14 protein-coding genes are annotated in these 14,097 nt (G+C 72.7%); 4 read left to right on the top strand and 10 right to left on the bottom strand.

From position 1 onward, the window contains the following. The first annotated feature begins 43 nt into the window (after positions 1-43). Entirely contained in the window at positions 44-1,153 is a 1,110-nt protein-coding gene (locus BBK14_RS17185) for an ATP-grasp domain-containing protein (protein ID WP_241831613.1), read from the top strand. Between the two features lie 61 nt (positions 1,154-1,214). Here BBK14_RS17185 and BBK14_RS17180 read toward each other — a convergent pair whose 3' ends face one another. The 4 genes from BBK14_RS17180 to BBK14_RS17165 form a co-directional block, all read right to left on the bottom strand. Further along, entirely contained in the window at positions 1,215-1,766 is a 552-nt protein-coding gene (locus BBK14_RS17180) for a SixA phosphatase family protein (protein WP_071063710.1), read from the bottom strand. Positions 1,767-2,035: 269 nt separating this feature from the next. Beyond that, on the bottom strand, positions 2,036-2,404 hold the full coding sequence (locus BBK14_RS17175) for a WhiB family transcriptional regulator (RefSeq protein WP_020462464.1): 369 nt from the start codon (positions 2,402-2,404) through the stop codon (positions 2,036-2,038). Positions 2,405-3,182: 778 nt separating this feature from the next. After that, entirely contained in the window at positions 3,183-3,566 is a 384-nt protein-coding gene (locus BBK14_RS17170) for a rhodanese-like domain-containing protein (protein ID WP_071063708.1), read from the bottom strand. After that, positions 3,563-4,186 (bottom strand): cysteine dioxygenase, encoded by a 624-nt coding sequence (locus tag BBK14_RS17165; protein ID WP_071063706.1) that lies wholly within the window; start codon positions 4,184-4,186, stop codon positions 3,563-3,565. Before BBK14_RS17165 ends, BBK14_RS17170 begins: the two co-directional genes overlap by 4 nt. Before the next feature lie 618 nt (positions 4,187-4,804). Between BBK14_RS17165 and BBK14_RS17160 the strand changes: the two genes are divergently transcribed. Beyond that, entirely contained in the window at positions 4,805-6,643 is a 1,839-nt protein-coding gene (locus BBK14_RS17160) for a GAF domain-containing sensor histidine kinase (protein WP_071063704.1), read from the top strand. 74 nt (positions 6,644-6,717) lie between these two features. Here the strand turns inward: BBK14_RS17160 and BBK14_RS17155 are convergent, their stop codons facing one another. From BBK14_RS17155 to BBK14_RS17145, 3 genes are all read right to left on the bottom strand, one after another. Beyond that, positions 6,718-7,413, bottom strand: coding sequence for a response regulator (locus tag BBK14_RS17155; RefSeq protein WP_083391024.1), 696 nt, complete (start codon positions 7,411-7,413; stop codon positions 6,718-6,720). Between the two features lie 98 nt (positions 7,414-7,511). Then, complete coding sequence (locus tag BBK14_RS17150; protein ID WP_071063702.1) at positions 7,512-8,723, bottom strand: MFS transporter; 1,212 nt, start codon at positions 8,721-8,723, stop codon at positions 7,512-7,514. A 107-nt stretch (positions 8,724-8,830) separates the two neighbouring features. Continuing rightward, a complete protein-coding gene (locus BBK14_RS17145; RefSeq protein WP_071063700.1) occupies positions 8,831-9,700 on the bottom strand; it encodes a rhomboid family intramembrane serine protease in 870 nt (289 codons plus the stop codon). Between the two features lie 205 nt (positions 9,701-9,905). On the opposite strand from BBK14_RS17145, the gene BBK14_RS17140 reads away from it, so the two are divergent. Next, positions 9,906-11,309, top strand: coding sequence for an MFS transporter (locus tag BBK14_RS17140; RefSeq protein ID WP_071063698.1), 1,404 nt, complete (start codon positions 9,906-9,908; stop codon positions 11,307-11,309). A 27-nt stretch (positions 11,310-11,336) separates the two neighbouring features. Here the strand turns inward: BBK14_RS17140 and BBK14_RS17135 are convergent, their stop codons facing one another. From BBK14_RS17135 to BBK14_RS41345, 3 genes are all read right to left on the bottom strand, one after another. Continuing rightward, on the bottom strand, positions 11,337-11,705 hold the full coding sequence (locus tag BBK14_RS17135; RefSeq protein WP_071063902.1) for a hypothetical protein: 369 nt from the start codon (positions 11,703-11,705) through the stop codon (positions 11,337-11,339). 432 nt (positions 11,706-12,137) lie between these two features. Beyond that, positions 12,138-12,944, bottom strand: coding sequence for an HNH endonuclease signature motif containing protein (locus tag BBK14_RS17130; protein WP_275078495.1), 807 nt, complete (start codon positions 12,942-12,944; stop codon positions 12,138-12,140). Further along, a complete protein-coding gene (locus BBK14_RS41345) occupies positions 12,844-13,524 on the bottom strand; it encodes a DUF222 domain-containing protein (RefSeq protein WP_275078494.1) in 681 nt (226 codons plus the stop codon). The genes BBK14_RS17130 and BBK14_RS41345 overlap by 101 nt, the downstream gene beginning before the upstream one ends. Before the next feature lie 69 nt (positions 13,525-13,593). On the opposite strand from BBK14_RS41345, the gene BBK14_RS38965 reads away from it, so the two are divergent. After that, the gene (locus BBK14_RS38965; RefSeq protein ID WP_071063696.1) at positions 13,594-13,851 is read left to right on the top strand and encodes a hypothetical protein; all 258 of its coding nucleotides are present in this window, start codon (positions 13,594-13,596) and stop codon (positions 13,849-13,851) included. Positions 13,852-14,097 lie beyond the last annotated feature (246 nt).

Genomic DNA, 14,097 nt, shown 5'->3' with positions numbered 1-14,097 from the left:
CATCGGGCTGCTGCGGGACGGAGCCGGCCCCGGCCGGCTGACGGTGCTCGGTTCCCACCAGATCCCGAGCACCCCGTTCCTGCAGGCCTGCGACGCCGTCATCGACGAGCCACCGGGCGAGGGCGACGAGTTCGTCGAACAGGCACTGGCGGCGTGCCGCCGGCACGGGATCGACGTGTTCGTCCCCGGGCGCAACATGTTGGACGTCGCCGCCCGGGTCGGCGAGTTCGAGGCCGCCGGAGTGCGGGTCATGTGCTCCCCAGCCGCCTCGGCGCGGATCTTCACTACCAAGTCCGGGCAGTACGCGGCGATGGCGGCCCGTGGCCTGCCGGTGCCCCACACCCGGACGGTGACAACCTTCGCGGAGTTCGAGGCCGCCTGCGACGAGCTGTCGGCCGCGGGCTGCACGGTCTGCGTCAAACCGGACGTCGACCACGGCGGCCAGGGCTTCCGGATCATCGACGGGGACGCCGAGCGCCTGACGGCCCTGTTCGAGCCGCCGTCGGTGCGGGTCAGCCCCGCCACCATGGAACGCATCCTCGGCCGGGCCGGCAGCTTCCCCGCCCTCGTCGTGGGCGAGTTCCTGGACGGGCCGGAGTTCAGCGTCGACGTGCTCTCCCGTCCTGCTGCTGGCACGAGCCCCGCGCCCGGCACGAGCCCCGCGCCCGGGGCGGGCCCGGTGGCGATGCCCGGCAGTGTCCTGGCGGCGGTGCCGCGAGGCAAGGACGGCCTGCCCTGGACCCGCAACCTGCGGGCGGACGCGGCCGTGACGGAGCTCGCCACCCGCGTCGTCGAGGAGTTCGGGTTGGCGTACCTGAACAACGTCCAGGTCCGCTACCGCGGAGCCACGCCGGTGCTGCTCGAGGTCAACACGCGGGCCGCCTCCGGGACCTACCAGTCGGCGGCGGCCGGGCTGAACCTGCCCTGGCTCGCGCTCGCGCTCCTGCTCGGGGAGCCGGTGGAGGTGGGCTCGCCGGACCTCCCGCAGACGCTCATCGCCTACAACGAGGCGATGGTCATGCGCCCGCTCGACCGCCTCTCGCCGCGCCCGCGTGGCCATGGCGTGGCCCGGGACGCCGCCCGTCGGCTGGGCTCGGCCGCCGGCCGGGTGCACCGCCGCAGCACCGGCCCCGACCGAGCCCAACCCGCCTGACGGCCCGGCCGGGCCCCTGCCGGTGCCAGTCGCTTGCCGGTGCCAGTCGCTCCCTGGCGGCTCAGTCGTCCGCCGGGTCCCCGGGGGTGCCGGCGGACGTCCGCAGGGAGCGCGGGGTGACGAAGTCGAGCAGCCTCGTCGTGGCCGGGCCGAGCTCGGCCCAGCGCGGCACCGAGGGGCCGTGCACGGCCAGCGCCGCCGTCGGGAACGTCGGCACGCGGTGCCGCTCGGACGGGGCGAGCAGCCCCACCGCGAGCGTGTGGATGCCCGGGTTGTGGCCGACCAGCAGCACGGTCGGGACACCGTCGTCGATCTCCCGCAGCCGGGCCAGCAGGTCGTTCGCCTCGGCCAGGTAGAGCCGGTCCTCCACCAGCACCGGGACGTCGCCGGGCAGCGCGTCGGCCAGGTGCTCCACCGTCTCGCGGGTGCGCACGGCGGACGAGCAGAGCACGAGGTCGGGCTCGAGACCGGACGCGGCCAGGTAGTCGGCGACCAGCGCGATACCGCGGCGCCCCTTCGGGGAGAGCGGGCGGTCCTGGTCACGGACCTCCGGGTCGGACGTCCAGTCGGACTTGGCGTGCCGCAGCAGCAGTAGGCGCGAGGTGGGCCTCACCGCGCGGCCTCGGCACGCGCGAACCCGTCGCCACCGGACACCATGGTCCTCCCCGTCTGTCGCCTGTCGAACGCCCGTCGAACGCGCCGGCACAGGCGCCGTGACGACTCGCAGACTGCCCATCGCCGGAGGTCTCCGTCAATGCCTTCGTTACGCCGCTCACCGGCCTGTGGTCTCGATGTGGTGGCGTGAGGCGTCCGACGAGGACGGCCCGGTCATCGCCGGGGGGGACGATGACCGGGCCGGAGGACGTGCGGCCCGTGGCCGGGTCAGCTCGCGACGGCGATGGAAAGCAGGAGGCGGTCCGCGGCGGCGAGCGCGTCGTCCGCGCTGAGCCGGCCCCGCGGGACGAGGGCGGAGCGTTGGTCCGAGGTCAGCCCGCCCCAGACCCCGTGCTCTTCCTGGCGGAAGATCGCGGTGGCCAGGCAGGCCCGCTGCACCGGGCAGTCGGAACAGATCTTGCGGGCCCGGGTCTCGGCAGCCGCACGTGCTTTGGTGTTGCGCCCGTCCGGCGGGAAGAAGGCGTCCGGGTCGCCGTCGCGGCACGCGGCGTCCTGGCGCCAGTAGACGGGCCAGCCCTCGCCGAACGGCTGCGGCGGGAGGTCGCGACCGGGAAGTACGGGTACGCCGGCACTCATCGGTTGCCTCCCTCGCGGACGGAATCGGACGGCGACAGGGACATGGGTGCGGCGGGGCTACCGACCGGTAGCATGCCGGGCTGACTGGGCATACCGTCTCCTGCTGACGTTGCAAAGGCGGACAGGTGCGCTGCGGTAACGCACGTCCGGCGTAGCGCCATACACCGGACAGGCGGGCCTACCAGCACGAGTCGAGAAGCCCCCAGGTGCTTCCCAACAGTGCGCCCGGCGTGTACTCGGAGCCCCGCTCGGAAACGATCCCGTCTCGTCTCGTTAACCGAGGAACGTAGACTTCTCTCGACCGGATAGCAAGGGTTCCGGAACGCCGACGTCCGGATCTYTCCGGGCCCCCCGATTGGTGGTGCTCCGGGGCGGCGGACCTCACCTTCCCAGGTCCATGGCGGTTACGTCACCGTTTCCGCGCGCGCTGTGCGCTAGGTCTCCCAGGCATACAAGCGGCTGCTGTACAGGCATTCTGTAGAGGCAGCAAGATCGGTGTGACGGCACCGTGGCGGTGAGATGTCGGTGCGGGGAGCGCCGGTCGGGCGCGGCCGGAGGCCGCCTCCGGAGCGGGTTGCCGGCAGGTAAAAAAGGTACAAAATGCCGCCGGATTTCGGATGTCGTCGTTCATCGGCCTTGAAATGTGCTCAGGACCACATGAGGGTACCGTGGGCTTGAAACGTATCAACGGCCGGCGGCCGGCGGCCGGCGCTCAGCTCGGATCGGCTGGCGATCGACTCGAGCTCGGTCGGCGGTCCGCCGGTGGTTGGGCTGGAGATCAGCTGGTGGTCGGCAGGCCCGCCGCCGCCCAGGCGTGGAACCCGCCGATCACGTCGGTCGCCGCGGGCAGGCCCAGGTCCTGGAGTGAGGCAGCGGCCAGGCTGGAGGTGTAGCCCTCGGAGCAGATCACGATCGGCACGATGTCGTCGCCGGTCGCGAAGGGGGCCCGGGCTTCGCAGGTCGGGTCCAGCCGCCATTCGAGCACGTTGCGTTCGATCACCACGGCGGCCGGGATCGAGCCCTCGGCGGCCCGCTGGGCCGCCGGCCGGATGTCGATCAGGACGGCGCCGTCGGCCAGCGCCGCCGCGGCCTGCTCGGGGGTGAGCCGGCGCAGCCGGGCACGGGCCGCGCCGAGCATCGCGTCGACCCGGCTCTCGCTCATGCCGGGACCACCGCGGCCATGCCCCGCGACTCCCGCGACTCGCGGGGCATGGGCGGCTCCGTCCGCCGGGCGAGGTCCGGCGCGTACCGCAGCGGCAGCTCGGGCGGTGAGTAGGCGTGGATCGTGGTGGCCAGGCCGTGCCCGCGGTTGACGATGCGGTGGACGTGATCCGGCTGGAAGACGGCGAGCGCCCCCGCCCCGTGCCGGTGCGTCCGGGTGATCTGCCAGTCTGCCCCGCACTCGTCCTCGTCCACGGCGCCCTCGGCGACGGCCAGCGCCCCCAGCGCGCCGCCGTGATCGTGGATCTCCGTCCGCTGCCCCGGGTACCAGCCGATGAGCCACACCTCGACGGCGCCGGACAGCAGCAGGCGGGTGTACCAGCGGCTGTCCGGGTCGTGCCGGACGAGTGGCCGCCAGGCGAGGTCGGCGCCCGCCAGCCGGGCGACCAGTTCGCGCAGGTCCGCGAGGCCGAGAGTCATCGGCTCGTCGACGAGAAACCGGTCCGGCACGAGTGGCGCGACGCCGGACGGCGCGGCGCCGGGCGGTGCGGCGCCGGGCGACGTGGCCTCATGCGTGGCCGCCACAGCCGGACGGAGCAGCGCAGGGTGGATCAGCGGCATCGGTGCCTCCTTGCACGAGTGCCATGCGCGACGCGAGTGCTGGCGGGCGGACGTCACGCAGGTGACGCCATCGCGGAAACGTCGAACGCATCGGTGGGTCGAACGCATCGGTGAGCGGAGTGAAGAGGCCTCGTGCCGACAGCCGGCGCCGGGCGCAGGCGGGGCGGCTCCCAACCGGCCGTCGATGTCTCCGGCTGACCGGCGCTTCCCGCGGACCGGCGCGCATGCGCGGGCGGGCCGCGGCCGGTGACCGGCCCCGGGGCATCGGGTGCGGTGGCTGGGATCAGCCCCGGGGTGCGGGCTGGTGGCTTCGGCGTGCCTCTTCAGGGCGCCCCGCGGCGTCAGGCCTTGCGGGGCGGGCGGGACGGGCCTGGCGGGCGGCGGGCAACAGCCCGCCGGCGGTCAGACCCGGGTCGTACAGGCCGCGGTGACGACCCTGCTCAGGTCGGTCACGCGGTCGCTGTGCAGCAGGAAGCCCGGTACGGCCATACGAGGGACTCTACGCCATCCCGGTGCCCCGTTCGTGGCAGGGAGGAGTTCGCCGGATACGCCGGGGAGTCCCCTGGGGGGTCATGCGCTCGTTATCGTCACGGGAGGCGATCGGACGGGAGGCGTGGGATGGTCCAGACCGGCGCCGGCCGTTGCCTCAAGCCCGCTCCGAGGTCGGAGGTCTACGCGGTGCAGAGCCGGATGCGCGGCCTGCTCGACGCCGTGGTCGATGTCGCGCGCGAGCTGAGCCTGCCAGTGACGCTACGCCGGATCGCGCAGGCGGCCCGCTCCCTGGTGGACTGCGAGCTCGGCGCGCTCGGGGTCCTCGGCCAGGACGGCGCCATCACCGAGCTGATCGCGGTCGGCCCGGGGGAGGAGGTTCCCCGCGACATCGCCCGGATGCCGCCCGGCCGCGGCCTGATCGGCGAGCCCGGGGGCGGCCCCCACCCGGGCGGGAACGCGCCGCGGGTGGGCACCGCCGTCATCGCGCCGGAGACGCTCGGCTTCCCGCCCGGCCGGCCTCGTTTCACCACGTTCCTCAACGTCCCGATCGCCGTCCGCGGGGAGGCGTTCGGCAACCTGTACCTGGTGGGCAAGCACGGACCCGAGTTCACCCAGGAGGACGAGGACCTGGTCGAGGCGCTCGCCGCGGCCGTCGGCTTCGCCATCGAGAACGCCCGTCTTTACGAGGCCACCCGACGGCGTCAGGCCTGGCTCACCGCGAGTGCCGAGATCACCACGGCGCTGCTGTCGGTGGCCGAGCCCGTCGACGCGTTACGGCTGGTCGCCCGGCGTGCCAGGCAGATCACCTCGGCCCTGCTCGCCGCGATCGTGCTCCCGGTGAACAGCGCGGAGGCGGCCCGGCCCGGCCGCTTCGGCGTCCAGCCCCGCCGGCCCGCCGCGCGGGCCGGCGCGGCCCCGAGGTCGCTGGAGGTGGCCGTCGTCGACGGTCCGCTCGCCGAGCAGCTGCGGGGGCGGATGCTGCCCGAGCGGGTCGGGCTGTTCAAGATCATGAAGGAGGGCCGGGCGGTGCTCGTCCCCGCCGAGCGCGCCGATCCCGCCGCGCACAGCCTGCTGGGCGAGGCCGTCGACGGCCTGGTGATCGGCACCGTGATGGTCATCCCGCTGCTGGCCGCCGGGCGGCCGCTGGGGGTGCTCATGCTCACCGCGGCCCCGGGCGCGGTCCCGTTCGACCAGCTCGACCTGGAGATGGCGGCGGCGTTCGCCGGCCAGGCCGCGCTCGCCCTGGAACTCGCCCGCGTGCAGTGGGACAGGGAACGCCTCGCGGTGTTCGAGGAACGCGACCGCATCGCCCGCGACCTGCACGACGTCGTCATCCAGCGGCTGTTCGCCACCGGTCTGCAGATGCAGGGCCTCGCCCGGGTGATCGACGAGGGCGCCGCGGTGCGGCTCAACGACGCCGTCCGCGAGCTGGATCAGACGATCGCCGACATCCGCCATACGATTTTCTCGCTGACGGCGTCCGCCGGCCCCGTCGACCTGCGGGCCGAGATCGCCGGAATCGTGTCGCAGGCCGAGCAGGCGCTGGGCATCCGGCCCACGGCCCGCATCGACGGCCCGGTCGACCGCGGTATCCCGGAGGTGATCCATCCGCACCTGCTGGCGGCCATCCGTGAGGCGCTGTCGAACATCGCACGGCATGCCCGGGCTACCCGCATCGAGGTGCTGGTGCGGGTCACCAACACCGACGTCTCGGTGCAGGTGCGCGACAACGGCTGCGGCCCGGGTGGCGCGTCGCGCAGCAGCGGCCTGACGAACCTGCGCCGCCGGGCTCTCGACCTCGGCGGCCGGATGGAGTTCGGCCCGGGCGAGGACGGCATCGGCACGACGGTGACCTGGCACGTGCCGCTGGTTCAGCCCATCCCGCCACCGCGCGCGCTGCCGGCCGGGGACACCCCCGCCCCGCGACTCGGCGTCGGGCCCGCGGAGGGGCCTGGTGGGCCCTGAACCGGTCCGGCGGCGCGGTGCTCCCCGTCAGGCGCCCCAGCGGCCAGTCAGGGCCGGGGCTCCCACGCCGGCTGTCAGGACGACAGCTTGGTGGCGAACACGGCCGCCTGCGTGCGGCTCTCCATCCCGAGCTTGGACAGCATGCTCGACACGTAGTTCTTGACCGTCTTCTCCGCCAGGAACATGCGGGCGGCGATCTGCCGGTTCGTGAGCCCCTCGGCGATCAGCGCGAGGATCCGCCGCTCCTGGTCGGTGAGGCCGGCGAGGCGCTCGTCCTCCACCGGCCCCTCGCGCAGCCGGAACAGCACCCGGGAGGTGACCGCCGGGTCGAGCAGGGACTGGCCGGCGGCCACCTGGCGCACCGCGTCGACCAGCGCGGTGCCCCGGATCTGCTTCAGGACGTAGCCCGCGGCCCCGGCCATGATCGCGGTGAACAGGGCGTCCTCGTCGTCGAACGAGGTGAGGATGAGGCAGGCGATCTCCGGATCGTGCGACCGGACGTGCCGGCACACCTCGATCCCGCTGCCCTCCTGTAGCCGCGCGTCCAGGACGGCGACGTCCGGGCGCAACATGATGATGTCCGCGATCGCCTCGTCGGCGCGCCCGGCCTCGCCCACCACGACGATGTCGGATTCCTCGGAGAGCAGGTCACGCAGCCCGCGGCGGACGACCTCGTGGTCGTCGAGAAGGAAGACGCGGATGGAGCCCGCCCGCGACTGCTGGGCGGGCGTCACGCCGGCCCCGGAACTGCCCGTTGATACCTCTGACACCGTTGACTCCGCCCGACCCCGCTGTCGTTGAAGAACGTCGCTGTATGTCACGTGCAGCATGCAGATTATAACTCTGGTGAACGGCTGGTTAGCCGGGTTCAATCGTTGTGTGGACGATGATCCACCAGTCGACCCGAGGAGAGCGGGCGGCGGCCGGTCAGCGCGGCCGAACCGATGAGAACACCGGCCCCCGCGGTCACCAGCAATCCGCGGTGCGCGCCCCCGCCGTCCACCAGACTGCCGGCGACCGGCGCCCCGACGGCTATCCCGCTGACGACCGCCATGGTGAGCCAGGCGAACCCCTCGGTACGCGCCCCGGCGCCGACCAGGCGCTCGACCACCGCGTTGCCGGTGATCAGGGTGGGGGAGACGGTCGTCCCGGCCAGCAGCGCGAGCGGGATCATCAGCTCGAGGGTCACCCCGGCCAGCGGCAGGGCCATCCCGACCGCCATCACGGCCGCGGCGAGCAGGAACCGGCCGGACAGGGGCCGGGTGTGCGCCCGCGCGCCGTACACGAGTCCGGAGACGGCCGACCCGGCCGCGAACAGCCCGAGCAGCATCCCGCCCACCGCGGCGAGCCCCTCCTCCCGGGCGAAGGCGACCATCGACACGTCCACCCCGCCGAACGCGATGCCGATGCACAGGAAGATCAGCAGGAGGGTGCGGGTGCCCCCGTCGCGCAGCATGCGGGCGCTGGCGGCCGCGCCGCCGCCGCGCGGCCCCGGATCGCTCTCCCGCAGCGCGATCAGCGCACCGGTGCCCGTCGCCAGGAAAACCATCGACGCGACCAGGCCGGCGGGCGGCGCGATCAGCACCGCCAGCAGCGTCACCAGGGTGGGGCCGAGGACGAACACCACCTCGTCGAGCGCCGACTCGAGCGCCAGCGCGGTGCCGAGCAGCTCCCCGCCGCCGAGCCGGGCACTCCACCGCGCGCGGACGCAGGCGCCCACCGGGGGCAGCAGACCGCCGGCGACCGCCGACGCGGTGAACCACACCGGACGCGGCGCGCCGGCGGTCACCGCCACGGTCAGCGTGGTCATCGCCGCCAGATGACCGGCCAGGCAGCCGGACAGCACCCGGGCCTGCCCGAACCGGTCGAGGGCCCGCCCGAGGCGCGGGGCGAGCAGCGCCTCACCGACGGCACCGGCCGCCGCGACCGCCCCACCCACCCCGTAGGAACCGGTCTCGGCCTGGACGAGCAGCACCGTCCCCACGGAGACCATGGCGATCGGGAGCCGGCCCAGGAACGCGGCGGGGACGAAGCGGGCGGCACCCGGCGTGGCCAGGGCGCGGTGATATGCGGTTGTCATAGCCGCACCAACGGTGCCGTATCGCCAGGCTCGTCACCAGCGGTTTTTCCCCACACCCGCAGGGTGGCCCGGGCGGGCCCGCCCATGTGGGGGCCCGCCCGCCGGGCTCAGCCGCGGTGACGGGGCCGCCGCTGCTGGCCGAATCCGGGTGGCTCACGCACCCAGCGATGCTGGACCGCCCGGCGCGGATCGGGCCCGGCCGCGCGCAGCCGCTGGACGAAGGGCGCGACCAGCACGGCCCCCACGACGAACCCGACCACATGCGCGCCGTAGGCGACGCTCCCACCGTCGGCCACCCCGAAGCCGGTGAAGTACACGTACTGCAGCGCGAACCAGAACCCGAGCACGATCCACGCCGGCAGCCAGAACGGCAGAAAGAACAACACCGAGACCAGCCCGATGACCCGGGCGCGGGGGAACACGACGAGGTACGCGCCGAGCACCCCGGCCACCGCCCCGGACGCGCCGATCAGCGTGTCGGTGGTGTTCCCCTCGAACGCGGCGAAGCCGTACGCCGCCGTGAAACCGCAGGTCAGATAGAAGAGCAGGTACAGCAGCCGGCCCATCCGATCCTCGATGTTGTTGCCGAACACCCCGAGGAACAGCATGTTGCCGAGCAGGTGCAGCCAGCTGCCGTGCAGGAACATCGCGCTGAGCACCGACAGGGCCGGCGACTTGTCGAACGTCGGCGGTGACTCCTGCAGGCAGCCCACCCGGCCCCGCGCGTCCACCGCGAGCCGGCCGGAGTTCGCCACCGACAGCTGCTCGTTCGACAGCAGCTCCTTCGGGATCGCACCCCATTCCTGGAAGAAGCGCTGCTGCTCGCACGCGTTCTGCGTCCGTGAGGTCTGTACCCCGGCAACCGAGCTGACCACCGGCGTGAAGAACACGAAGATCACGACGTTGGCGGCGATCAGCAGCCAGGTCACGACCGGCCTGCGCCGCAGCGGATTGATGTCGTGAATCGGAATGACCACATCGGACATCCTGCCGTAGCCGGTCAGACCGCCGTATCTGGCCGGGTCGCCGCAGCCGGGCAGGCCACCCCCGGCCGGTCAGACGGCCACGAGCGGTGCGGCGCCGGCCGTCCACCGCGGCGCCGGCCGTCCACCGCGGTGGGATGCGACGCTCCTCACCTCGGTCTCGTTATCGCCGGCCTTTGGTGGGGGGCAAGGTAGGGGCATGCCCGCCGCTGGCTCTGCCGACCTACCGGGAGGAGCCGCCTCCGGTGGCCCGGACACGGGGACCACGGCGGACGCCGCCGCCCCGCCCACCCGCGCGGCCCCGGTTCAGCCCCCAGCCGGCCGGGCCCGGCGGCGCCCGTCGACCAGCCGCCGGGCGGGGTTCGTCCTCGCGACGTACGCCTTCGTCGTCACCATGCTCGGCACCACCCTGCCGACGCCGATCTACCCGCTCTACCGCGAGCGGTTCGGTTTCTCCCAGCTCATGGTCACCGTGGTCTTCGCGACCTACGCCGTCGGCGTGATCGCGGCCCTGCTGCTGTTCGGACGGCTCTCCGACCAGGTCGGCCGCCGCCGTGCGCTGCTGCCCGGCCTGCTCGCCTCGGCCGCGAGCGCCGCGGTCTTCCTGCTGGCGGACAACGTCGGCGTCCTGCTCGTCGGTCGGGTGCTCTCCGGCCTGTCCGCGGGCGTGTTCACCGGGACGGCCACCGCGACGCTCCTCGACCTCGCGCCACCGCACCGGCGGGGACGCGCCACCCTGGTCGCCACCATCGCCAACATGGGCGGTCTGGGCTGCGGCCCGCTGCTGGCCGGCCTGCTCTCCCAGTACGCCCCCAACCCGCTGCGGCTGACCTTCGTGGTCGATCTGGCGCTGCTCGTCCCGGCCGCGGTCGGCATCTGGCTGATGCCCGAGACCGTCGAGGTGACGGGCCCGGCCCGGCCGCGCCCACAGCGCCCCCGGGTGCCACCGAGCGCCCGGTCGGTCTTCGTCGGCGTCGCGCTGGCTGCCTTCGCCGGATTCGCCGTCCTCGGCCTCTACACGGCCGTGGCACCCGCCTTCCTGGGCGCCGTGCTGGATCCGCCGAACCGGGCCATCACCGGACTGGTCGTCTTCGCGGTCTTCGCCTCCTCCGCCTGCGGCCAGGCCTCGCTCGACGTCGTCACCCGCCGGCTCGCCGCACCAGGACGTCCGCCCGAGCGCATCGGGCTCACCGTCGGCTGCGCCGGGCTGGTGCTGGGCATGGGCGTGCTCGCGCTGGGCCTGGCGACGTCGTCGGTCGCCGGCCTCGTGATCGGTGGCGTGATCTCCGGAGCGTCCCAGGGGATCGCCTTCCGGGCCGGCCTCGCCGCCGTGAACGCGGCCTCCCCGGCCGACCGCCGCGCCGAGGCCGCCTCCGCCTTCTTCGTCGTCGCCTACGTGGCGCTCTCACTGCCGGTCGTCGGGGTCGGCCTGCTCGTCGAGCTGACGAGCCTGACCACAGCCGGCCTGGTGTTCGCCGCGATCGTGGCCGCCCTGGCGATCGTCGTCCTGGCCCTGCTGCGCACGGGCGCCGGCGCTGCAGCTGCTGCTGGTGGTGGTGCCGCTACCGACGGGGCGGTCCCGGTACCGGCGCGGGACCGGTAAAGACTCATGAGGCGGGCGGCGGCTCCGCTACCGCCCGATCGCTGCGTCGGCGGCGGCGATGTCCTTGTGGAAGCGCTTGTGCACCCGCAGCTTCTCGCCGGTCGCCTCCGTCGTCCCCCACAGACCGCTGACCGGCCCCAGAACGGTCTCGCGGGGCAGGCGCGCGAGCGGCGCGTCTCCCTTCGGCTTCGTCGGCACGAGCTTGCCGGCCCTGAGCACCAGAATGCTCTGGTCCGTCACGACCACGATGCGGTAGTCGATCCAGAAAATGATCAACATGGTGAGAAGGAAGAAGTACGGGGTCGGCCCGGTCTGGGCCTGTAAAACGTGCTGTACGGTCTCACCCGGGGCGAGATAGGGCTGGGCGCGCGCGGCGAGTTTGTCGCGGAGAGCCATCGTCACTGGTCCTAACTGTTTGTCGAAAAGCAAGTATCCGAGATGATCGGACTAGTCCGGGAACTCTAGCGCGGGGCGGTCTCTCCACTGCTCGGGGGCGGTGCTGGAATCTTTTCGCATCGCCGAAAACCCTCGTCTCGTACGTTCCCGCAGGTGGAGATGGTGGGCCGTCCTGCTCGCACCCGGGCACGACACCGGACGAAGGCGGTGACGTCCCCGCCCGACAGCCCGAATAGCCGTCCGGTGTCGTGAAGTTGACAGGATCGCTGGAACGGCTGATGATCGCTGGAACGGCCAAGATCTCGGAACCCTGCGCAACGCTCTCCTCTGGCAGGACGAGCGCGCGAGGAGCGCGTCGGCGATCAGGTAGCCCGCGATGCGGTCGCCGCCGTGCTCACTTGCTGGAAGAGACTCCCCGCATGAGACACCCGCTTAAGAGCGCGTCGCGCTCGACGGCGGAACCTCGTAGTCCGGTTCCGGTTCCGGAACTGGGTGTGGTGGGGGTCGGAATGGTGGCTGTGTGTCGTGGGGTATTTTCCACCCCGAGGCGGTGTTGCCTGATGGTTCATCGCCACCTCCTTTCGCCGTGCCAGCCTTGTGTTGCGGTTCGATGTATGAATGTGGGTGGGTGACGCGCGTCGCCCCGAACGGGCCCGTCCAGACGAACGTTCCTTCCTGTGGTTGTGTCAGCTGCCAACGGTCGGAGTGCTTCATGCGGTGGTGCTTGCGGCATATCGGCCCGAGGTTCCGGTTGAGTGTCGGCCCGCCGGTCGTGTGCGCCACCGTGTGGTCGATATCCGCGCGTCGCGACGTACGGGCGCATCCCGGGAAGACACAGCCACGGTTCCGTGCCCGCACATGCCGGGCCTGAGCCGCGGTGGGTAGCCGCCGGTCCGCGATCTCGACGAGCGTGCCCTGAGGGTCGGTGAGGATTCGCCGCCATGTCGATCCCGGCCGTGCGGCCATCTCCCGGGCCACCGCCGCGGGAACCGGACCGTACCCGGGGATCTCCCCGGGATCCTCCGCCAGGCCCAGCAGCACCGTCACCGGCACCACGACCCGCACCTCACACGCAAGCGGCACCGCATGCTCAGCCCGCCCACACAGAAGATCGACGAGGACGTCCGCGCGGATCTGGTCACGGCTGCGGCTGTCCCCGCCGCCTCGGTGCGCGGCGATCCCCTGGGCGATCTGGTCGACCCGCTGGTAGCAGGCGGTCGCCTCCTCGGCGGGCAGCACCGCGGAGGAGGCAACTGGCCCCGTCCTCCCCCGGCGAGACCCACACCCGCCGTTCCTTCCTCCGGGCCCGCGCCCGTGCGGCCGCCCCGGCCGGATCCACCGTGTGCACGGCACGGCGGCACGCATCCGTGAACGCCCCCCGGGTCGGCCGCGCACCCCCGGCCAGCACCCGCGCCTCGACCTGCGCCGCGAGCGGACCGTCCAAGGGGCGGACCGCGTTCTCCAACGAGCGCAACCGCTGCACGTCCAGCACCCCGGACTTCAACGCCTCCACCGCGTGGGGCAGCCGGCGCGCCACCGTGCACGCGAACAGCATCTGACCCGCCGCGGCCTGCGGGGACACCCCCAGCACCGCCGCGACGTCCTCCGGAGCGAACTCGTCGAACAGAACCTCCCGGCCGGCCGCCGGCGGCCGCAGGTCGGCGAACTGCGCCAACAGCCCCAGCAGGTCCGCGTTCCCCGCCGCTATCGACCGGACCGCCGCACCGATCCGCACCAGCAGCCCACGCACCCGCCCCTCGAACACCTCCTCCGTCTCCGAGAAGCCACGGGAACCGGAACCGTCCTCGTCGACCTTCACTCCGCACGGCATTCATGGCACCGACACCCACCCCACCATAATATCGAACACACGTTCGACCATAAAGGTGTGTGCGCCACCCCGACAAGCACGAACCCAACGAGACCACACCAAGTTCACATTCGGCCCGGGAAGATTTCTCGTTGCGAACAGGCGGCGGGCTCTGTCTTCGATATCTTCCCCGCTGGGCTGGGTGCGGCCTTTCGTGTCCTGGCCGTCCTCGCCCTCGGCTTGTATCTCGGATTTCTCGGCCTCAGCGAACTCCTCGCCGCCACCATCTTCGAGATTCTTCGCGCCATCGTGATCGCGGCGCTGCAGTCCAAGTGACCACCCCGATCGACCCGCCCGAAGACTGACCCCGGGCGGCCTCTGTTCGCTGGGGCACCTCGCTTTCGGCGCGGCGGCGGACGGGCGCCACAAGCCGGCGGGAAGGCCAGCAGGACATCCGTGGAAAACGGGATTTTGGCGGCAGCCACCGACCGGGCGCCCGGATCTGATTACGAGTGGGGTATCGAGGTGAACCTGGGCAAGCCCGCAGGGGCGTGGATCCTGTCCTACCGCGCCCGGGCGGCC

Origin of the sequence: Parafrankia soli, assembly GCF_001854695.1 — a bacterium.
GTDB lineage: Bacteria > Actinomycetota > Actinomycetes > Frankiales > Frankiaceae > Parafrankia > Parafrankia soli.
This window is presented reverse-complemented; position numbering and strand designations above follow the sequence as displayed.